Source organism: Paraburkholderia lebeckiae (assembly GCF_050436325.1).
Lineage (GTDB): Bacteria > Pseudomonadota > Gammaproteobacteria > Burkholderiales > Burkholderiaceae > Paraburkholderia > Paraburkholderia tuberum.
This window is the reverse complement of sequence record NZ_JBNDLZ010000002.1, coordinates 1,008,628-1,030,356: the sequence shown is the minus strand read 5'-3', so window position 1 is coordinate 1,030,356 and position 21,729 is coordinate 1,008,628. Positions and strand designations below refer to the sequence as shown.

18 protein-coding genes are annotated in these 21,729 nt (G+C 56.7%); 13 read left to right on the top strand and 5 right to left on the bottom strand.

Going from position 1 to position 21,729, the window contains the following annotated elements:
- Positions 1–87 precede the first annotated feature (87 nt).
- From OKW44_RS07765 to OKW44_RS07750, 4 genes are all read right to left on the bottom strand, one after another.
- Entirely contained in the window at positions 88–1,002 is a 915-nt protein-coding gene (locus OKW44_RS07765) for a GlxA family transcriptional regulator (protein ID WP_239499264.1), read from the bottom strand.
- A gap of 111 nt (positions 1,003–1,113) precedes the next feature.
- Positions 1,114–1,326, bottom strand: a complete 213-nt coding sequence (locus tag OKW44_RS07760) for a hypothetical protein (protein WP_162634105.1) — start codon at positions 1,324–1,326, stop codon at positions 1,114–1,116.
- Positions 1,327–1,773: 447 nt separating this feature from the next.
- Positions 1,774–1,989, bottom strand: coding sequence for a hypothetical protein (locus tag OKW44_RS07755; protein WP_018424979.1), 216 nt, complete (start codon positions 1,987–1,989; stop codon positions 1,774–1,776).
- 66 nt (positions 1,990–2,055) lie between these two features.
- On the bottom strand, positions 2,056–3,309 hold the full coding sequence (locus OKW44_RS07750) for a glycosyltransferase WbuB (RefSeq protein WP_018424984.1): 1,254 nt from the start codon (positions 3,307–3,309) through the stop codon (positions 2,056–2,058).
- Between the two features lie 637 nt (positions 3,310–3,946).
- Here OKW44_RS07750 and OKW44_RS07745 point away from each other — a divergent pair.
- From OKW44_RS07745 to OKW44_RS07685, 13 genes are all read left to right on the top strand, one after another.
- Positions 3,947–4,762 carry an aldo/keto reductase gene (locus OKW44_RS07745; protein WP_051103851.1) on the top strand — a complete coding sequence of 272 codons (816 nt, stop codon included), beginning with the start codon at positions 3,947–3,949 and terminating at the stop codon, positions 4,760–4,762.
- A gap of 1,350 nt (positions 4,763–6,112) precedes the next feature.
- On the top strand, positions 6,113–6,301 hold the full coding sequence (locus OKW44_RS07740; RefSeq protein WP_429410836.1) for a GMC oxidoreductase: 189 nt from the start codon (positions 6,113–6,115) through the stop codon (positions 6,299–6,301).
- Between the two features lie 66 nt (positions 6,302–6,367).
- Entirely contained in the window at positions 6,368–7,006 is a 639-nt protein-coding gene (locus OKW44_RS07735) for an LbetaH domain-containing protein (protein ID WP_343219857.1), read from the top strand.
- Entirely contained in the window at positions 6,969–7,838 is an 870-nt protein-coding gene (locus OKW44_RS07730) for a glycosyltransferase family 2 protein (RefSeq protein ID WP_018424985.1), read from the top strand. Before OKW44_RS07735 ends, OKW44_RS07730 begins: the two co-directional genes overlap by 38 nt.
- Positions 7,839–7,888: 50 nt before the next feature.
- Entirely contained in the window at positions 7,889–9,040 is a 1,152-nt protein-coding gene (locus OKW44_RS07725; RefSeq protein WP_035472324.1) for a glycosyltransferase, read from the top strand.
- Positions 9,041–9,181: 141 nt separating this feature from the next.
- The gene (locus tag OKW44_RS07720) at positions 9,182–10,609 is read left to right on the top strand and encodes a lipopolysaccharide biosynthesis protein (protein WP_018424987.1); all 1,428 of its coding nucleotides are present in this window, start codon (positions 9,182–9,184) and stop codon (positions 10,607–10,609) included.
- A 99-nt stretch (positions 10,610–10,708) separates the two neighbouring features.
- On the top strand, positions 10,709–12,706 hold the full coding sequence (locus tag OKW44_RS07715) for a putative phage tail protein (RefSeq protein ID WP_018424988.1): 1,998 nt from the start codon (positions 10,709–10,711) through the stop codon (positions 12,704–12,706).
- A 143-nt stretch (positions 12,707–12,849) separates the two neighbouring features.
- The gene (locus OKW44_RS07710) at positions 12,850–13,092 is read left to right on the top strand and encodes a DUF6429 family protein (RefSeq protein WP_026226619.1); all 243 of its coding nucleotides are present in this window, start codon (positions 12,850–12,852) and stop codon (positions 13,090–13,092) included.
- Between the two features lie 311 nt (positions 13,093–13,403).
- A complete protein-coding gene (locus OKW44_RS07705) occupies positions 13,404–15,650 on the top strand; it encodes a polysaccharide biosynthesis tyrosine autokinase (protein ID WP_018424990.1) in 2,247 nt (748 codons plus the stop codon).
- Positions 15,651–15,705: 55 nt separating this feature from the next.
- Positions 15,706–16,824: a GDP-mannose 4,6-dehydratase gene (gene gmd / locus OKW44_RS07700; protein ID WP_018424991.1), complete on the top strand. Its 1,119-nt coding sequence runs from the start codon at positions 15,706–15,708 to the stop codon at positions 16,822–16,824.
- Positions 16,825–16,869: 45 nt separating this feature from the next.
- Positions 16,870–18,252: a hypothetical protein gene (locus tag OKW44_RS07695; RefSeq protein WP_018424992.1), complete on the top strand. Its 1,383-nt coding sequence runs from the start codon at positions 16,870–16,872 to the stop codon at positions 18,250–18,252.
- Positions 18,237–19,403, top strand: a complete 1,167-nt coding sequence (locus tag OKW44_RS07690; protein WP_018424993.1) for a glycosyltransferase — start codon at positions 18,237–18,239, stop codon at positions 19,401–19,403. The genes OKW44_RS07695 and OKW44_RS07690 overlap by 16 nt, the downstream gene beginning before the upstream one ends.
- Positions 19,404–19,441: 38 nt before the next feature.
- The gene (locus tag OKW44_RS07685; RefSeq protein ID WP_026226620.1) at positions 19,442–20,527 is read left to right on the top strand and encodes an IS630 family transposase; all 1,086 of its coding nucleotides are present in this window, start codon (positions 19,442–19,444) and stop codon (positions 20,525–20,527) included.
- 143 nt (positions 20,528–20,670) lie between these two features.
- Here the strand turns inward: OKW44_RS07685 and OKW44_RS07680 are convergent, their stop codons facing one another.
- Positions 20,671–21,621, bottom strand: a complete 951-nt coding sequence (locus OKW44_RS07680) for a GDP-L-fucose synthase family protein (RefSeq protein WP_018424995.1) — start codon at positions 21,619–21,621, stop codon at positions 20,671–20,673.
- Between the last annotated feature and the right edge of the window lie 108 nt (positions 21,622–21,729).

Below are 21,729 nucleotides of genomic sequence, written 5' to 3'. Positions count from 1 at the left end.
ACCAACCAGCCTCCACGATTCCCGGGGCGGTTCACCGGTGCGCTTGACGTGACTCCCCACTTGCGCATCTGGATTGCTGTTCGTACGTCAACTCCTTCGTCGACTCTGCGTCCGGAATTCAGTAGGCGACATCGAGAGCTCTTTACGGAAAAGCTTCGACAGTCTCTCTCCGTTGCTAAGACCCGTTCTACGAGCGATCTTGTCCACCGGAAGATCGCTGTTGGCGAGCAGCTTGCACGTAAGATCGAGCCGCGCACCAAGAAGGTACTTTGAAGGCGTAACACCGAGCTCCCGTTTGAACAGACGCAGGAAATTGCGCTCACTCATCGAAGACGTGCGCGCCGCATCGCCCACCGATATGGGCTTCGCGCAGTTCTGGACGATCCAACGCGCCGACGCACGTGCTTTCTCGGCGAGCGTCTTTCCATCCATCTCATCGAACGCGGGGGCCAATGTACGCCCGCCATCCGCGCCGAGACGGTCCGCCACGCGCGCGGCCAAGTCCGCTCCCAGATCCATCTTGAGCAGTGCGAGCGAGGTCACCAAAGCCTGATCGCGATCATGCTCCGCAGCGCTCGCGGATAACGATCGGAGACGGATATCATGCTTCATCGAAGGCCAATCGCACCGCGCCACGCCGGCAGCCGACAAAACCATGTGCCCATTCCCGATCGCGGTGACACGGACGCCTCTTGCACAAACCAGTCGCAACAGATCAATGAGGTTGTCGTCGACGGAGGCGTGCGCGACACCACTTCCGCTGGGAATGAAGAGGTTGTCGAGACGATCGAAATCGCGCGTGGAAAAATGCTCTGTCCAAACCATCATCGATGACGAGCACGCAACCCCTCCACCGCCAGCCGAGATGAGGTTCACGCGATATGTCACGGAATGATTCGAACTTTGAGATTGCAATTCATTAGCGACATGCAGAGCTTCGGCGAGCGTACCGGCGTCCAGCAACGAAAATCCGTCATACAAAATAATCGCGACGTGCTTCACGATTGTCGAACACTGAACAGACCGAATGTCCTGTCTCGGACAATCAAGCGGTGCTAGCGCCTCAGATAAGATCGGCGTCATGCGGCCTCCAATTCGGCAGGTTTCTATTCGTCACACGGAAAGAAGACAGGATTTCCATGTGTCGTCGGACTTCGATTCTCTCGTTTTCAGATTTGTCCTTGCCGTTTTAATCGACAAGGTTTCAGGCGAGAAAAATACGTTGCCAAAGGGCGGTGGTGCAAGCCCGGCATGCAGGTCGCGGCGCGCGATAAAAACGACTGTCAGCGGAAAATGCAGCGGCCTTGCCTCGATGTCGAGACGCAAGGTGTCCGCTTCAAAATAGCGGAGGCGTCACTGCAATATAGGCAACCCCGATAATCAGAAAAAAATAGTAATAACAAGCATCGCCTTCCCGTTTCGTATAACGATATCGGGAGTCTCCGCCTGATGCGAGTCAGCGAGATTTTCATATATCGGCATTCCTGGTTCGAGGATATTCTTCATATCGTAGATTTCGAAGATAAACTAACGAAAGAATGAGGAGTTGCGCCGCGTAAATATCGTTACATGCCGTAACTTACCGCGTGAAAAAAAATCCCACCAATTACTTTCAGGCTTTATCGGCCGGACAGGGCTAAGTTTTGACTTAATGAAACTACGGCGCGTCCAACTGGCCGCATACCTTGGTGAATTAGTAGGGAAGGTCTGCAAAAGTCCTGGTGTTGACGTCTGGGTGGACGAAAAGCGCTACAAGGCGAAGCCGCTTCAGATCTAGTCCCGGCTAATACATCTGATTGAATCATTCATGCCCATGGCTTCACCGAGTCTCGCGACCGCAACCATACAAATCCGGTCGCCGGCCTCTTCAAGCGTGATGGTCTGTTCTTTGTAGGCCAGTGCGATCGCCTCCACTGCACGCATAAAGAACTCCGACTCCTCATCCGTCCAGTCTACGGGAAGGTCAGCACTAAGCCCTTCTGAATTCATCCCTGCCTCCTTAGAATTCCTTGTGAGGCCCACGAAGCAAGCTGGATCTCGCTCATTTGCGCTAGCCTACGTCGTTGCGCGGTCTCCGAGGTCTCGTTTGCCGAGAACTGAGGTGCGAAGCCGTGCCTCAAACTGGAGAAGAATCGTTTCTTTCGAGAAATTGGATGCGGCGTATTGCCGTCCGAGAGTGCCAAGGCGCGCACGAAGCGACGGGTCGTCGGCGAGACGAAGGATGGCGTGTGACAACGCCGTGAAAGAGCCGGGCTCGACTGCGACGCCAACCGAGTTGATGACGCTCCATAACTCGGTACCTTCATTCGCAGTCGCAATTACCGGTCGGCTGCTCGACAGCATCGGGCCAAGCTTCGAAGGCATGACGAGATCCGCGGCGCCTGCAAGCTGTGGAAGGACGTGTATGTCCGCAAGCGATAGCAATTCATTGAACCGCTCTTTAGGTTGCAGCCCGAGAAACTTGACGTTCGGTACGTCACGGGCCTTTTCGAGCAGGACATCTTTTGCTGGTCCAGCGCCACAGATCAGGAACATGATGTCCGCGCGCCACGTGAGAAGCTTTGCAGCGTCGACAATGATTTCCAGACCTTGCTTAAGTCCGAGATTGCCTGAGTAGAGGACGACCAGCGCTCCGTGGCCGATGGTGAGCTGCGCGCGATAGGGGTTGTCCGTGCTGTTTGGATGCGCGTGTTGAGTATCGACCCAGTTGGGAAAGGTGAAAGCTTTTTCCGAGGAGACCCCCTTCTGGACGGCGAGCCGTGTCATCGCTGCGGAGGGTGTCGAGACGACGTCGGCGCGTGACATCAACCATCTTTCCACGCGCAAAGCCAGCTTTCTTGCGACATGGCCTTTCAGTATGCCCAGTCGAAACGCTGCGTCGACTTCGTAGTCCTGTACATGAAGCCAACATGAGGCGCTGGCGACGCGGGCGGCGAACAACGCGACGGGAGACGCGAACAAAGGTGGCTCTACGAGCCACACGGCGTGCGGACGCCACGCGATCTGCCATAGGGCGGCCGGACTCGCGAAGACCGCGAAGCTCATCAGATGTAGCACGCGCTTCAGACCCGACGGGCGCTTGGGGCACCAGAAGGGAACGCGTATGACGGAAACGTTGTTGATTTGCTCAGTCGAGTACGTCAACGCGTTATAGCCAGCCTTGATGCGCCACTCAGGATAGTATGGAGACGCGGTTATCACGCGTATCGTGTGCCCCTGTAATGCGAGCCACTCCGCAAGCTCCGCGGAGTATTTTCCCACCCCTGTCACCTCTGGGGCATAGTTGAGCGAGATTATCAGCACTTTCATTGAGTAATCCACATCTTGGGAAAAAGAAGATCAAGTCTGCGTTGGGCACGGGAATGTACGACCCATGCGTTCGGACTCTGATGGAGGCTATCGTTCCGTGGCTTGCTCGCAGTCGCATTCGTATTCGCGTTGTGTCAAAGCTGCGCGTTCGCCTTCCTGATTCGAAGATCGCAGATATCCAATTGCCCGGTCGGACAAATGCTTGTCGTGCCTCGCCTAGATGGGCTTCGCCAGCCAGGACATATGATCGCTAGTCGTGTGGGCGCAGGAGGCCTGGTGCCGGTCTCTTTCCACTCGCGGTGGGCGAAAGCCGACAACTTCTTGCCAATTTCCGTCTTGACCGGGGGCATCAGGGGCGCGGCGCTTATATTCCTTTCACGTCGACGAGATTCAAGTTCGCCACATGCGATAGCGTGAACACGCTGTGCTAACCCATCCAGTGCTCGATATACAGCGGCTTTGACGGAGACCTCATACAACCATGCCATGGATACTGACACGGTTATTCTGGCGGACTACGCACAGACCTTACTAAGAAACTGACGTCTTATCGCCGCGGTAACGCTGATCGTCGGTAGAACATTCTCGTCATTCAATTCAAGGCGCGGGCTTGACGAGCATTTAGCGGGAGTTAATCGTGCAAAGCGTTCAGTTGACCGGGACTCCCATCGTACTTTCGAGATTCATATTCGGCACCGCCAGTCTTTTCAACAGTGGCTCCGAAAAAGCGAGACGACGACTATTATTCTCTGCGGTGGACGCCGGGTTCACCCATTTCGACACGGCCCCCTACTATGGCTTTGGCTTGGCCGAGCGCGATCTTGGCAACGTTCTCAAAGCACGACCGGAGGTCACTGTCACCACCAAAGTCGGTATCTATTCGCCCGGCGGCGAGGAGCAAAGCGGGCCCGCTGTTTTTGTTCGCAAGGCGACAGGGCGCTTCATAAAGGCCGTCTCGGGTCCAACGGTGGATTTCTCAGTCGCCCGAGCGAAGAGAACACTCGAGGGCAGTTTGCGTCGTCTGAAGCGTGACTCTATCGACATCTACGCGCTGCGCGAGCCTGAACTTTCCCTGCTCGATACTGATGAATGGTTGAAATGGCTCGAGAGTCTCCTACGCGACGGAACGGTCCGTACTTTCGGCCTCGCGCTAACTACGGATAAGGTCGAACCGTTCCTCGCTGCCGGCTCCGAACTGACCCGTTTCATTCAGGTCCACGACAGTCTCACCGGTCGGGAGGCTGACGTACTGACCTGCTACCGCAAGCCCTTCCAGATCACTTACGGTTATGTCTCCGCGCCCCGCAAGGAGGGGTCGCCGCTGTCCGTGACAGAGGTTCTGCGTCGGGCACTACTTCGCAATACGAATGGCGCAATCATCGCTAGCACGAAGCAGTTGGCCAGGCTGCAGCAATATGCCCGGCTCGTGGAGGAAACGGCCAATGCTCAATGACCTGGGCGGGCAGGGCGCGATTTCGCGGGCAGCCGATTTCATAGTCATCGGCGCGGGAACCGTCGGCCTACCGATCAGCGTACTACTGGCGCGCAAGACAGGCGCAACCGTCATCTGCCTGGAAACCGGCGGATTGCGCCAGGAAGAGGACACGCATCCGCTCAATGAAGTCGTCCAGCAGGGGATGTTCTACAAGGGTGCCTCGCACGGACGTTTCCGATGCCTGGGCGGTACCTCGATGCGATGGGGCGGTGCCCTCATTCCCTTCCAAAACTCTGATCTCTGCAATGCCCACTGGCCGATCTCACTCGATGAACTAACCCCTTTCATCGGTGACGTCGAGCGGCTATTCTCCCTGGAACCGGGCCTGTATTCCGACGTCTCCTTTCCGTTCGAGTTCGGTGGGACCCATGTCAATCGTTTCGCCAAGTGGCCAGAATTCCCGAAGCGCAATGTAGCGGCGTTGTTGGACGCTGACGTCGCTGCGGCAGCCAACCTTCAGGTCTGGTTGAATGCCCATGTCGTCAAAATCAAAACTCAGACTGAAGGCGTCCGACTGGAAGCGGTATCGCAAAATGGTGACAGGCTAGCTATTTCGGGGAGGAAGCTCATCGTCGCCGCTGGCGCGATCGAAACAACCCGTCTGGCATTGCTAATCGACCGTCAGAACAATGGAGCCGTCTCCGCCCTTACGTCTGCGCTCGGTCATAACTTCGCGGATCATATTTCCGCAGAAGTAGCGGAAATCGACGCCTCCGAAAGCGCTTTGCTAAATAAGATCGTCGGCTTTCGATTCGGCGCCGCCGGTTCAATGCGCAATATTCGTTTCGAGCTAGCGCCACAAGCGGAGGCGCGGCGGCATCTGCCGCCAGGTTTCTGCCACATCGGGTTCGAGGTTGAGAAACCCGGTGGCTTTGATGTGCTACGGGAGATATTCCGGAATGTACAGCGTCGTAAGTCACCGCCGCCACGAGTAATCTTCGATTTGATTGCGAATACCCCCTGGCTTGCGCGCGCCATGTGGTGGAGGCTCGTGAACAAACGTCTACTGTTTCCCGCTCACTCGCGCCTGATTGTCCATGCGGTGGTTGAGCAGCTTCCATCTCCCAACAATCGTATCACTCTCAGCGATACGTGCTGCGACCGCTTCGGCTTGCCACTCGCTGAGATCAACTGGAGGTTGTCCACGGAAGACAAAGAAAACGTAATCGAGACATCGGAACTATTTAAAAAAACTTGGAGAAGAGCAAATTCGCCTCGCTTGGCGTATGGAAATCGATCGAGCCACAGCAAATCTGGGCCAACATCGATAACGCAGAAGGCATCTTCCATCCGACGGGTTCGACTCGCATGGGTGCTTGCCCCGCCGATGGCGTGGTGGACAAAAACCTCAACCTCTTCGGTGTCGCGAATTTCCAGCTGCTTGCCACGTCCGTCTTGCCGACGGGAGGTGGGGCGAATCCAACTATGATGCTCCTGCTGCTGGGGATGCGATGTGTCAATCAGCACGCTGCGGGCAGCACCCCGCCAAAAGCTTGATGCTTTCCGCCAACCGCAGGTATTGAGCCGTGTGGACGCTACGATGGTCCGTTGAGAGAGGAGTCTATGCCTAAAGATGCAATCAACCGGGAAGGCGTTCGTCCGAGCATAATCCTGAAAGGCGTCAATTCGAGACAAGGACCTTCATTTTCGTTGTCGAACAGATTTCGGAGGGTTCTTTGGGGCGTCATCTACATCGTTTTCTTCGTGCCGACGCCGCGTGTCTTTCATGCGTGGCGTCGCTGGATTCTGCGACTATTCGGGGCCACTATAGGCGCAGGTGTTCACGTCTATCCGCGTGTGCGCATCTGGGCGCCATGGAATCTCTCGATCGGCGACTTTACAGGCGTTGCCAATGGAGTGAACTTGTATTCCATCGAACGCATCACGTTAGGTGAGCGTTGCACGATATCGCAGGGCGCGCAGCTCTGTACAGGAAGTCACGACTACAACCATCCGACGTTTCAGCTAACGGCAAAGCCGATTATTGTGGGATCGGACGCGTGGGTGTGCTCTGAAGTCTTCGTTTGCCCTGGCATTCATATCGCACCGGGAGCGGTTGTAGGCGCGCGATCAGTGGTAACGCGGAGTCTGCTGGATGAGTGGACTGTGTATGCCGGCATGCCAGCAAGGAAGATTTCTCTTAGAGTCAAGCACGGAGAGCCCAATGAGCAAAGTGTCTGTACTAGTGCTGACGAAGAATGAAGAACAGGATTTGCCTGGTTGTCTTGAGACCGTCATCGGGTGGTCCGACGATATCCATGTATTTGATTCGCTCAGCACAGACGGGACCGTCGCGTACGCTCGCTCGGTATGCGCGAACGTGATCTCCAGACCATTCGACGACTGGTCTACTCACCAGAACTGGGGATTGAAAAACATCCCATTCAAGCACGAATGGGTGCTGTATCTGGATGCCGACGAGCGCGTTCCCCCATTGCTCGTACCGGAGATTGAAACGGCGGTCTCGAACGCCGGCGATGCGGTGGCGTTTCAGATTAGACGCCGCGACTTCTTCAATGACAGGTGGCTCAGGCACGTGCAGGGTTCACCGTACTTCGTTCGGCTTTTCAGACCCCAGCATATCCACTATGAACGGCTCGTCAATCCCGTCACCGTGGTGGATGGCAAGACTGGCCGGCTCGACGGCTATCTCGATCACTTCCCTTTCAGCAAGGGGCTATCGCACTGGCTTTCACGGCATAACGCCTACAGTTCGCTGGAGGCAGATCAGTTCCTTCGCAATAAGGCGAACGGTAACAAGTTCAGCCTTTCCAAGGCGCTGTTTGTGGCCGATTACCAGACTCGCCGCTATCATCAAAAGCGCCTGTTCTACCAACTTCCATGCCGCCCGTTGATCAAGTTCGTTCTACTTTACTTCGTTCGTCGAGGCTTCCTCGACGGACACCCGGGCTTGGTGTATGCGACGCTGCAGTCGGTCTATGAGTACTTCATCGTTCTGAAAGTCAGGGAAAAGATGAGGGCGGCGAGAACGCAAGTCGATCGCGGTACGTTAAGCGAAGAATTGAAGAGTTGAACCGCGCATGCGCGTTATGATGAATGTCAGTGTCAGCCGGAGATCCCGCCTTGAGAACCCTTCACATTATCTCGTCAATCGAGCGAAGATATGGTGGCCCTGCTGAGGCGCTCAAACGGCTCGCGACGGAGCTCAGGCTTTCCGGACACACTATCGACATTGTCTGTCTTGACTCATCTATTGATGCTGACAAATCGGACGACAATGCTTTCGATCTGGTTGTCAGGCTAGGCCACCACGCTGGCAAATACGCGCTCAACTTCAGGCTTGTTGGGTGGCTGACACAGCATGCGAACCAGTACGATGCAATTATCGTAGACGGCATATGGCAGTTCCACAGCGCGGCGGCCGTTCTCTCGCTTCTTCCGAAAAAGATCCCATATTTCGTGATGCCGCACGGCATGCTCGATCCATGGTTCAACATCGGCCGCCCGTTGAAACATGCCAAGAAGCTAGTCTATTGGATTTTTGTGGAGCGTCATGTCATCAGCAATGCGAAGGGGGTTCTCTTCACCACCGACAGTGAGCGCGAACTGGCGCGCTTGGCGTTTCCGCTGTACAGGGCGAAGGAGCTGATGATGATGATTGGCACGGCACCGCCACCTTCGACGGAAACGTTGGACGTTGCGCAGCGGCATTCGCTAGCGACGCCGGGCAAGATCATCCTCTTTCTCGGGCGAATTCACGAGAAGAAGGGCTGCGACTTGCTAATCCAGTCGTTTCACGATATCCAGAACTTGAGCACCGACTATCGCCTCGTCGTCGCAGGCCCCGATGATCATGGACTCGGGGCGAGATTGCGTCGCGAGGCCGTGCGGCTCGGCATCGCGGATCGTGTTAGCTGGCCTGGCATGGTAACGGGGGCGCACAAGTGGTCCCTGCTGCGCGCTGCCGACGTCATGGTTTTGCCCTCGCATCAGGAAAACTTCGGCGTGGTGGTGGCCGAAGCACTAGCGTGCGGCGTGCCGGTGCTCTTGACCGACAAGGTCGGAATCTGGCAAGAGGTCGTTGCCGATGGAGCCGGGTTCGTGGACGACGACACGCGAGAGGGTATCACCCGCCTTCTGACGCAATGGGCAATGCTGCCGGACGACGAGAAGGTTGCGATGCGATGTTCGGCAAAGCAGTGTTTCAACAATCGGTTTCATATCTCCAGAGTCGCGCAGAACTATATCGCGTTGATGAGCAAGCAGGTAGCGTAAGCATTTCTGCTTTAACACACGCGTGCAGGATGGCTGTCGCAGGAAGTTGAGTTCGTCAGCGCGATTTTACGCTCAACCGTTGCTGCCCCTTCCAGGACATCTCATTCGCGGAAGAGCAGCGTCAGAGGATCACACGCTCCAATGCCGCTTGCAGATAATTTTTTCGTGCGCGCACCGGTTTCCATCCTGCGGCTCTGTTTTCGTCGCTTGCCGTTTGGTATCGGAGCCTCGGAAGGGCGCGACAGGGATCGCTATGTGCGCGCCGCGCGTTCCGCTGCATGCAATGCGGTGAGTGCCGTGATGGGCTTTGCGGTAGTGCTGCTCTCGGTCTCTTTAACGCTTCCGTATCTCGGGCAAGAGCGCTTTGGCATCTGGATGACAATATCAAGCCTCGCAGTGATGTTGTCGGTGCTTGACCTTGGCGTGGCGAATGGCCTCGTCAACCTGGTTGCGGACGCGAAAACGAGCGACGATCAAGAGAAACTGCAGACGATTGTGACTCGCGGCGTACTGCTGCTCGTGGTGATCGGCGCAGCCGCTGGGGCTGTGCTCGTTGGTGCCGTGAGGTTGCTGGACTTCCAAAGGCTGCTCAAGATCGAATCGGCAGACGTCACAAGAGAAGCGGTGGAGTCAACCGTGGTTTTCATCACGCTGTTTTGCGTGAACATCCCACTAAGCGGCGTGAGAAAGGTTTTTCATGGTCTTCAGCGCGCATGGGAGCCACATATCGCTGCTGCGATCGGATACTTTCTCTCGCTACCGCTTCTTTATCTCTGCAACCGCTATCGCGCATCGTTGCCGTATCTCGTGCTTTCTACCTATGGCATGCAGGTCGGCACGACGTTGATTCTCGTTTGGCGTCTTCGACGTGAGCGGATTTTTCGAGTTCATCGCGGCATGTGGGCGGGAACGGGGTGGCAAGACTCGAGGCTGCTACTGCGGACGAGCGGCATGTTCCTGATTCTTCAACTTGGCATGATATGCGGCAGCGCATGCGATCCCCTGATCGTTTCAAACATTCTCGGCGCGAAGGAAGTGGCGAGACTGGCCGTTGCGCAGCGGTTGTTCCAGGCGATCACCGTCGGGATGGCCATGCTGTCGGGGCCGCTCTGGGGTCTCTATGCCGACGCACACGCGCGGGGTGAGAAGGTGTTCATCAGGCACACGCTGAAGGTGTCCATGGGCGTCACGGGCGGCATCGCGGTGCTGACAAGCGCGCTGATTCTGGCAGCTTCCCCCTGGCTTCTGAAGGTTTGGACGGGCAATCACCTGGCTGTACCTTTCTCATTGCTGTGCGCGGCGGGGATGCTGGCGGTGGTTGAAGCAATGGGAAACGCTTTCACCATCTTTCTGAATGGAATGAGCGAATTGCGCCCCCAGTTGCTCGCCGTGCTGATCTTTAGCACGGTATCCATTCCGCTCAAGGTATGTCTGCTCTTGAAGTTTGGCACAGTGGAATGGGTGGTCTGGTCGTCCATCATTGCGAGCATCATCGCCGACTATGGCGTCTATATCGGCCTCTGCAGGAAGCAGATTCTTGCGCACGCGTCGCTGGGTCCGCTTTCGTGACTCTCGCACCCACCTTCTGAACGTATGGCCGACTTCCAGGAAAAGTTGCGGTTGGCGGGGGACGCGCTCAAAAACAGACGTGGAGCCTTGAGGAGAATCATGGCCGCCTGCTTCGGCCTGTCTGGCGCATCTGCACAAGCGGCGCAACGGCAGGCATCGGGACTGCAGCCGTCGCACGCGCAGAGCGGTTCGACCTCGATGCAGCCCGTGAGCGACTTGTCGCCCGACGACAGGCTGATAGTCACCAGGTCTTCGCTCGCATACACCGAAATCCGACACCTCGCTGAATTTGTGCTTGCGCAAGGTCCGATTCAGGGCTACGCCAGCTTGCGTGACTACGGCGGACCGCTTACGAGACTGCTCGTTTTTCAGCACGCTGCGGGCGAACGCGATTTGGATGCTGCATATTATTGGCTCGATCCTACCGACGTCTTGAGCCGGGACAATGGTGGCACAGTGCTGGTTTCGAAGAGCGGAAAGCGTTGGAAGCGCGTATTCGAGGGCGACATCCATGCCCGATGGTTCGGTGCACGCGGTGACGGCACGACGGATGACGGTGACGCGATCAATCGCGCCGTCGCATTCGCAGGATCGCTCTATGCATCGACGGGCCGGACTCAGTGCGTTGTGCTTGATAACGGCACGTTCTACCTTGCAGCCGCGCGCGGAACGCTGGCGATCCCTTGTCACGACGATGGCACGGTTAAGCAGGGAAAAGGCAGGAGACTCCCGTCTGAGCCTCCCATGCGACAGCCCTATTGCGTAGGCGTATGGCCGGGGGTCAAACTATATGGACATAACGCCGTGGTGAAGGGTAACTATCGCTACGGCATGGCGGACGCGTCGCAGCCAGTCACTTTCGGCTTGCTCGATCAATTCGACACGGCGATGGATGCAGGGCTCGAGAATCTGACATGCGTGGATTGCTTCATGGCTTTTGGCGCCCTGTCCGCGACGCTCGCAGGCTGCATCTTTGACAGACTTCACTTTATCGGCTGCGGGGTGGGTATCTATGCGGCTGTGCTGGAACAGTGCACGTTCAGCAATATCGAGGCGCTGCGCACGGGCGTCCCTGTTCTTGTCGGAGGGCAATGGGTCGATCGCAACGACGACTACAACGAACGAGGCGGCTTCGCGGACAAGTGCACCATCATCAACGTACGTAACATCTATGACCGCGTCTATGGCGACGATGAGCGCAAGATCGATCAATGGTTCGATGCCACGTTCTTCAAGTCAATCAACAGCGAGCGCAGACTCAGCGCGCCGACTAATGCCGCGTCACCGGCGAGGGCGTATCCCTATCGGGGCATTTGCGGATTCTGCATACGCGTCATGGCGCGCTATGCGCGCCCTTCGAATAGCAATGTCTTCATGCAAATAACGCACGCTTACTCGCCGCGTCCAGCGGTGCTGGTTGATGCATGCCAATCGGCTGTCTTCAACGGCGTTTATATGGAACGCGTCGGCTATCGCGACCATCGCAAGCGAACCGGTGCCGTTGGCGCCGGATGGGACGATCCTTACCTTGGTCATGGCGTCCTCGTCCCGGGGTTCATAGGAGAACTCGACGTCTCCTCCTGCGTTTCCGGTGTCAACATCCAGCAGTCTTTCGGCGTTTCGGTCGTTCGATCTGACGGCCCTGTCGGATCCGTCCAGTCATCGGACTGTGTTTTCAAAGAACCGCAGCCTCGCTACACCCTGCCTGCCACCACTTTCACCGACGATGTGACGATACGCAGTGGAGCGCTTCGCGCATTGGAGGATGCCAGGCATCGGATCGGTGGATTGGGCCTCTACACCGTGCATTTCGATGGCGGCAGTTTCGACACTGAGATTTCCTGCCCGAAGGACGAAGAAGGGCATGCAGTCATGGTGCTGGTGTCACGCGATGCGAACCGCGTAGAGAGCGCGTCGTCCGGTCTCTATCTGCTGCAGCTTTCGCGTAATAGTACGAGCGCTCCGGTTGGAACGCTCGTGTCGGGAAGCGATGTCCTGCGTTTTGCTGTAAGTCCGCGGAACATGCTGGAACTACGAGCTACTGTCCGTGGCGCACACCACGTCGTGATGATCGGCAACCGGCCGTTCGAGACTTAGACCGACCCCGCATCTGGGGCAAAGCTGATCAAGTCCACCGCAGAGCTACTCCGAGCGTTATAGATCGGAGTGAATAAGGAGGGCAGAACAAGATGAAGCAGCAGACGCTGGCGATGGCAGCTGATGGTATCAGGATGAACGCCATGAACATCAATACTGCGGCGATTGACGATGCTGTCCTCGCGCTTCTCTATTTGACCCTGCATGACCATAGCCGGGCTTGGAAAAGCTTCGATTGGGATGCTCTCAACCGACTGCATGAACGAGGGCTCATTGCCGATCCGGTCAACAAAGCGAAATCCGTGGTGCTGACGGAGGACGGCCTGCGAGAATCTGAACGCCTCTTCAAGCGGCACTTCGTCACCGCTGGCAGAAAAACCAATTAATGAAACGAATTTCCAACTCACGACACCAGGGGTCACGCTACTGGCCAGTGGATCGTTTCATTCTAAACGACCGTCCTATCATGCCCGACAACATCTTGGCGATTTCGGTCTCGACACGGCGCAAGCAGCAGGCTTATCTAAAATAGACTGCGGCGGCGAATGTTCCGCATTCTCGAATTTCAGTCGTTGAAGTAGTAGCAGAGTACCTGTCTAAATGGACGCACGGTCAATGCGTCGCGTCGTCGCTCCCGTAACTGGTTGCCCCTGGCGTTATCCCGCTGGCGGGCGCAAAGCACTCCACCCGAGAAACCATGGCCTCAAGGAAACAGATCACGCGCGATGATCCGCTGCAGGGCGATGAGATCTCCATCTCGGATTACCTTCGCACAATCGGCGAGAGCTGGCGTCTAATCGGCATGATTGCGCTCGGCGTTCTCGCGCTGGGATCGTTGTACGGCCTGATGCATCCGACCTTGTACCGGGCCGATGCGCTCATACAGATTGGCACACCCGCGTCCAGCTCTCCCGAAGCCGAAGCGTTGGGCCGGCTTGCCTCGATATTCGATTCGAGGGTGAAAGCCAGTGCAGACGCCGAGATGGAACTCATTCGCTCACGCCTCGTGGTCGGCGAGGCGGTGCAGCAACTGAATCTCCAAACGACGGCGCAACCTCGGTACTTCCCACTTATTGGTCATTGGATTGCGCGACTCCGCAGCGGATCCGCCAGCATGAAACCCCTGTTTGGACTGCGGCAGTTCGCCTGGAGCGACGAGTCGATCGAAGTATCGAAATTCGATGTTCCTCATGCTGCAGTCGGCCACAAATTCATCGTAAAGGCGGGACAGGCCCCGTACTTCAAGTTGATTGCACCTGACGGCAAAGCGCTCGGAAAAGGGGAAGTCGGCCACGAGCTGGTGGTGCCTTTCGGCGACGGCAAGGTGCATCTTCTCGTCAATAAGTTATACGCTTCTCCCGGCGGTGAATTTACACTGAAGTCAAGTTCGATGGAGGCCACGATCCTCGCGCTGAAAGATGCTTTGGTCATTTCAGAAAGAAAGTCGCAAACCGGCATGATCGGTGTTGCCCTGGAGGGACCCGACCCGGTGCGCACTGCGGACATCGTCAATGCGATTGCTCAGCAGTATCTCGCTCAGGATCTTGCAAGGCGTTCGTCCGAGGCCGAACACTCGCTTCTCTTCCTCGAGGGTCAATTGCCGAAGCTGCGGGACGAATTGCAGCAAGCCGAGGATAAGTACAACGCTTTTCGTAATAGCAATGGAACCGTCGATCTGAGTGTGGAAAGCCGGTTGTTGCTGCAACAGGTTGTCGATCTCGATACCGCCTTGCGCGGACTCTTGCAGCAGCGCGACGACATCTCGCAGCATTACAAGGAGGGTCACCCGCTACTTACGGCGGTGGACTCGAAGATCGCCCGATTGCAACAAGACCGCGAAGCGCTGAGCCAGCGTGTTGCCAGTTTGCCGGATAAGGAGCAAAACGCAGTGCGTCTGATGCGCAACGTTCAGGTCGACACAGACCTCTATACGAATCTCCTGAACAGTGCGCAACAGCTTCGTGTCGTCAAGGCGGGCAACGTAGGCAACGTGCGCATTGTCGATCTCGCGGTGCCCCCCGAGAAGTCGAGCAAGCCTAACTGGCAGGTACTATTGTCGTTGTCTGCCGTGCTTGGGCTTGTACTGGGAATCGTCACCGCGTTCCTTCGCAAGGCGTTGTCTGGTGGAATCGAACGAAGCGCCGAGATCGAGGCAGCCCTTGGAATACCCGTTTGCGCGGTCGTGCCGCACAGCGAACGGCAAATTCGTTTGCAGGAGGCAATGCGCCGCAAGGCTCCGGGCATACATGTGCTTGCTGCGGTATGGCCAGGGGATGTCGCGGTCGAAGGCGTGCGAAGCTTGCGAACAGCGTTGCAATCGATCGGATCGGAAGTCAGGAACAATGTCGTGATGATCACAAGTTCCCGTGCCGGGGTAGGAAAGTCGTTTGTCGCGGCCAATCTTGCAATCGTGTTGGCGACAGGCGGGAAAAAGGTGCTCCTGATCGATGCCGACATGCGCATGGGCGACATACACAGATCCTTCAACCCGGCTGGCGGCCCCGGCTTGACCGAGTTGCTAAAAGGTGCGGCGTTTGACGACGTGGTCGTCCGCGATGTCATGAATGGCGTCGACCTGATCCCGCGCGGGGGCGAGACGCCAAACGCCGCGGACTTGCTCACGACTCGGAGACTGAGCGAGATACTCGATGTTGCATCGCGGCGGTATGACGCTGTCGTCGTCGATACGCCGCCTGTGCTTGCTGTCACCGATGCAACGCTGATCGGCCGCCAGGCCGGTACAACGCTGCTGGTCGTTCGGCACGGTCAGCATCCGGTGGACGAACTGTATGAGGCGCTCAACCGGTTGCGCAGTAGTGGCGTGAACGTGGCAGGAACTCTCTTTACCGATGTTCCGCTCGACAAGGCGCGATACGGTTCAGGCTACGGCAGGTCGGACGGGTACGGCAAAAGCGGCGGCGAGTCCAATGTCAGGACAGCCTGAACGAATCGCAAGAAGTATCACGCACAGCGAAGTATCAAAACAAGGAGAAGGAACCATGTCGAACAAGATTGCACTGGTCACCGGTATCACAGGCCAGGATGGCTCTTATCTTGCTCAATTCCTGCTCGACAAAGGATATGAAGTGCATGGCGTCAAGCGGCGCACCTCGCTCTTCAACACGGATCGCATCGACCATTTATACGAGGACGACCATGCATCGCAGCGCCGCTTTCATCTTCACCATGGTGACCTGACCGACTCGTCGAGCATCTTGCGAATTATTCAGCGGGTGCAACCGGATGAGATCTATAACCTCGCCGCGCAAAGCCATGTTGCGGTTTCGTTTGAAGAGCCTGAGTACACGGCGAACGCGGACGGCCTGGGTGCGCTACGCATACTAGAAGCCGTGCGAATTCTGGGCTTCGAGAAGACGGCCCGGTTCTATCAGGCGTCGACATCGGAGTTGTTCGGACTCGTGCAGGAAGTGCCGCAACGGGAGGGCACGCCCTTTTATCCGCGCAGTCCGTATGCGGTAGCGAAGATGTACGCGTACTGGATCACGGTCAACTATCGCGAGGCGTATGGCATATACGCTTGCAACGGCATTCTGTTCAATCATGAATCACCCGTTCGGGGCGAGACTTTCGTCACGCGCAAAATTACGCGCGCCATCGCGCGTATTGCAATCGGTTCGCAGAATTGCCTTTACCTTGGCAATTTGTCGGCGAAACGCGACTGGGGACACGCGCGCGATTACGTCCAGATGCAATGGCTCATGTTGCAACAGGACGAGCCGGAAGACTTTGTCATTGCATCTGGCGTGCAATACAGCGTGCGCGAATTCGTTCACCAGGCGGCGTGCGAACTCGGCATCAAGCTTCGGTTTGACGGAAGCGGAGTCGATGAAGTCGGGATCGTCGAAAGTGTGAGCGGCCGGGAATGCCGGGTAACGCCCGGGACGGTCATCGTGCGAGTGGATCCTCGCTATTTTCGACCGACAGAGGTCGAGACCTTGCTCGGCGATCCCTCGAAAGCCCACGCGAAGCTGGGATGGGCACCGACCGTGACGTTCGCCGCTCTTGTCAGGGAAATGGTGTTGTCCGACTATCAGATCGCCAAGCGGGATGCGCTGATCACGCTGGCTGGCTACAGGGCGTTGGAGCATCACGAGTAAGGACGAAGTTTGGCCGAGTCGGCATGTAACTCAGGAGCGTGTGGAATGTCGCCGCGTTTCGTATTTTCACTCGCTGTCTTTACGCTCTTCGCGGCAGGCTTGGCACAATACGCGGATCAGGCGCTTGGCGCGCTCGGCACCGGAGCAATCAACGTCTGGAGCTTAAATTCGGCCGCCATGGATGAAGCAGGTGCTGTCAAGTACGTGAAGGACGCGAGCATCGCCTTGATCGGAGTCGGGTGGCCTCTTGCGCTCGGTTTGAATCGCTTTCGGGGGGGAATGCGTACGTTTATTCTGATGTTCTTCACGTGGATTCTTTGCATCGTATCGGTGGGACTCGTGCCGTTCATCGCAGGTTGGACGCCATTGTTCTTCCTACCTGCGGGATTGCGCTGGGTTCTGCTGGTTCATGCGTCATTCGGCCTGTTTGTGTTCGCGAGTTTGCTGCCGGCCGAGAAGCAGGGACAAACGGCCCTCGTCCTCGCGTTGCTCGCGCTTGCCGCATTGGACTTTTACGTTGTCCTGCGACAATGGATTCAACTCGGACAAATACAGCAAGTTCTATTTGCGCAGGATCGGTACACGGGCCTGTTCAGTAACGCGGCGCTAGCAGGCATGTATGCGATTTCGCTTGCAAGCATGGTGCTCGTTCTGGACCGCGCCCGGCTGTTTTATCGGCTTATATTGCTCTCCCTCGCGGTCGCGATTGCCGTCTCTTCGGGAACGCGATTCGCTATGCTCAGTATCGCGTCCATCGTCGGCGTAGTAGTTTGGGAAACGCTTGGGGGACGGCTGAGCCGTAATGATCGGATGCTGCTGGTGGTGACTGCGCTACCGATTGCTATTTGGCTCGCAATCGTTGGCTATTCTCACATGGTGGAAGCGGTCGGCCGCGGTGATGTGCTGACTGATCAACTCGACGAAGGCGGTCGTTTATCCAACCTCGGGAAGATAGCGGAGCAGTTGTCAGAGGCAACTCCGGGAGAACTCTTTTTGGGGCGGGGCCTCGGCGTAGGCACGAACACAGCCGTCATGCTCCTCCAGCGTGCGGGCGTCGACCCTGAGCAATACCGGTTCAATCAGATCATCGACAACGCCTTCGTGACGATGCAGTTTCAAATCGGAATTGTGGGTATGCTAATTTTCGCGACGGGTGCGACGGCGTTTTTCTGGCGCATCCGTCCGCGTCATTCGAGGCGTCAGGCAGTTCGCTATGTGGTGTTCGTTGGGATCACGATTGCAGCCTGCATGGACATCAACCTATTCGAGCAGTATCCACTGGTGACGACTCTGATGGTCTGCTTTGGGGACATCTACGGGTGCTCTCTCGGCGCGTATTTGTCCACGCGTCGATCACGTGGCGTTGACTTGCGTGGCACTGAAGCAGGAGTCGCTGACGTGGAGCAGCAGAAATGCTTGTTTTCATAGCGCCTTACAGCGCCTCTAATCGTGGGGCGAATGTGAATCTGGGCGCCGCACGCAAGGTGGAGTTTTTTCTGGCGTTGGCATCGCAACTTTCCAAGGACGTTCTTTTGATCAATACGGGCCACATAGAGGCAGGATGGTCACGTAGAAAATTTCGGGATTCCGTCATCGGCACGCAACGCATTCGGGAGATTTCGCTTCGCTGCTACCCGGTAAGGCCCATCGGCAAGCTGCTGAACCTCTTCGAAGTCTTCGCGCTGAGCGATGAGATAGCGAAGGTCGGCAAGCCCGAAGCCGTATGGATCTATAACGCGTACGCGTTCGAGTCGATGCTCGCTCGCGTGCTGACGCACCGGTTCGGTGCGCGTCTGATCCTTCAGTTCGAAGATTGGCTGCTTTCTCGTCGCCGCTGGCATCCGAAGCCGTTGCTCGACTTCGTCGCATGGCGATATGTGTTACCCGCTCCATCGTTATGTCTTGCGGTTAACGATCACTTATCGACACGCGAACATCAACGCAGCGGTTGTCCCGTGGTGTTGTGTCCGGGCGTGGTGTCGGACGATCTCATTGAAGCTTGTGGACAGCGGCGTCCATTCTCGCGAACGGCAGATGCTAGAACGATGGTTGGCTATTTCGGTGGGCTGAGCGTCGAGAAGGGTGCTGACGTGGTTCTCGACCTGATCCGGAAGTCCGGCGGACGTTTCATGTTTCACGTCTGCGGAACGGGTCCGCTGGCATGCGAGTTCGTCAGGCTGTCCGCCGAAGATTACCCGGTGCACTTCCACGGTCGGGTGGACGAAAGAGTCTTGTTCAAATTGATTTCCGACTGTGACGTGCTGGTGAACCCGCATGTTTCGATAGAGAAAATGGGTAACGGGGTCTTTCCTTTCAAGGTTGTCGAATATGTCGCGTCGGGAAGATTGGTCATTTCCACCGAACTTCCCCCGATGAGCATGAAGGAGATTCACGACGCCATATGCTTTGTTTCCGCGGATGCAAGGTCCATCGCCGATGCGTTGGCAAACGCAGAGCAGACGTATCGCCGCAAACGCATGAGCATCGAACGGGCAATGAAAGCAGCCGCCCAACTTCTGACGCGAGACGCACTAGAAAGGTCGATATCCAGGGCTTTGAGCAGTCGAATCAAGGACTAGTCCATTGAACCAATGAAATTGCACTGATCTAATAGTGCATGGGTAAAATGAATCTGAGTGAAACCGAGCGCGAAGAGCTGATGTCGATGAAGCGCAGCCGCACGATGGCCGTTGGCCAGGTGAGGCGTGCGCGGTTGATCTTGCTGCTCGACGAAGGAGCCTCGCGTGCGGCGATCATGGCGGAATTGCGTTGCGATTCGCGTTTCATTACAACGTGGCAAATGCGTTTCACCAGTGAGCGTTTGGCTGGGTTGTACGGCAGGCATCCAGGCCGGGCACCGCGACCTGACCTGGCGGTCCTTGAAGCGAGAGTGCTCGACTACACGCTGCGACGTAAGCCGGCCGACGGCTCGACACACTGGAGCAGCCGAAAACTGGCGGCACAGTTGGGCATGGCCTTCGTGACGGTGCAGCGTATTTGGCGCAAGCACGACATTCGGCCACATCGTCTCGATACCCACATGGTGTCCAACGATCCCGACTTTGAGGCGAAGGCAGCCGACGTGATCGGGCTGTACCTCAATCCGCCGTTGCATGCGGTGGTGTTCTGCGTGGACGAGAAGACAGCCATCCAGGCGCTGGATCGCAAGGACCGGATGTTGCCGCTCTCGCTTGGACGCGCCGAGAGCCATGGCTTTGAATACAAACGCAACGGCACCCTGAGCCTGTTCGCCGCATTGAATGTTGCCACCGGTGAGGTGCTGGGCAAAACCGCGCCACGCCATACCAGTGCCCAGTTTGTTGCGTTCCTCACGGAGGTGGTATGGGCACAGCCGCGCGGAAAGGAGATTCACGTGATCTGCGACAACGTGAGCAGCCACAAAACCAACGCCGTTCAAACATTTCTGGCTGACCATCCGAAAGTGTCGATACATTACACCCCGACGTATTCGTCATGGCTTAATCAGGTCGAGAACTGGTTTGCACGCATCCAGCGCGACGACATTGCGCGTGGCGTATTCACCAGCACCAAGGATCTCAACAAAAAGCTCATGCATTATATCTGTCAATACAACAAGCAGGCGCGCCCATTGAAATGGAAGTACTCCGATCCATCGCGGCGAATCCGGTGCAATTCATCCGGTTCAACGGACCAGGCCGACGCTTTGATCAAGCCGCTCTAACCGGAATGACCTGTCGTGGCCTTGAAAGTGACATGATTTGCTGGCATTGAGGGACAGGAACCGCAGTCGGCAGACGGGTACCCTGGATACCAGGGGCGGAACTTCAATCCGTGGTGCAGGATCGCGCGCGCCGCGTGAATTCGTCAAGCGCTGGCGAGCCCGGTACGCTGCACGTCATTCTCGAAGTCGGCGTAGGTTGAGGCGATGCCCTCTCTGAGCGTAATCGTGGGCGCCCAACCCAGAGCGGCGAGCTTCGATACGTCGAGCAACTTTCGCGGCGTCCCATCGGGCTTCGACGAGTCGAATCTCAGCGATCCAGAAAAACCGACGACATCGCAGATCAGTCGTGCGAGGTCGGCAATCGCTATGTCCTTTCCATATCCGACATTAAACATGCCCTCGACCAGGTCGTTGCTCAGCAGGAAGAGAACCGCGGACGCCAGATCGTCTACATGAAGGAATTCCCGTCTCGGCAATCCGGAGCCCCATACGGAGAGCGATTCGAGTCCGTTCAGCTTTGCCTCGTGCGCCTTGCGGATGAGCGCGGCCAGCACATGGCTGCCTTGAAGATCATAGTTGTCGTTGGGGCCATAGAGATTCGTGGGCATCACCGATATGAAGCGCGTTCCGTATTGCTTGTTATACGCTTCACAAAGCTTGTGACCCGCGATCTTTGAGATGGCATAGGCTTCGTTGGTTTGTTCGAGAGCGCTCGTGAGCAGGTAATCCTCTTTTATGGGCTGAGGGCAAAGCTTTGGATAGATGCACGATGAACCGAAGAAGACGAGCTTCTGCGTGTGACTCTTGAATGCTGCATGAATCACATTGGTTTCGATGACGAGGTTCTCGTAGAGAAACGAAGCCGGCTGAGTCGAATTGGCATGAATTCCGCCGACTTTGGCTGCGGCCAGGAGGACGACGTCTATATGCTCTCGAGTGAAAAAATCCATCACGGCGCGCTGATCCAGCAAGTCGAGCGACTGTCTCGAGGCTGTGATCACCTGATCATATCCGGAACTGACAAGGCGCCGAAGGAGAGCCGAGCCGACCATTCCCTTATGTCCGGCGACATAGATGCGAGAGTTTTTGTTCATGTGAATGGCCAATAGTCGAGAGAGACACGTCGGTCGGAACGTGAGTTGCCCCGCCACTTGATTCAAAGGGCTCGACGTGCGATTTCATCAGCTTAGCAACGCATATGG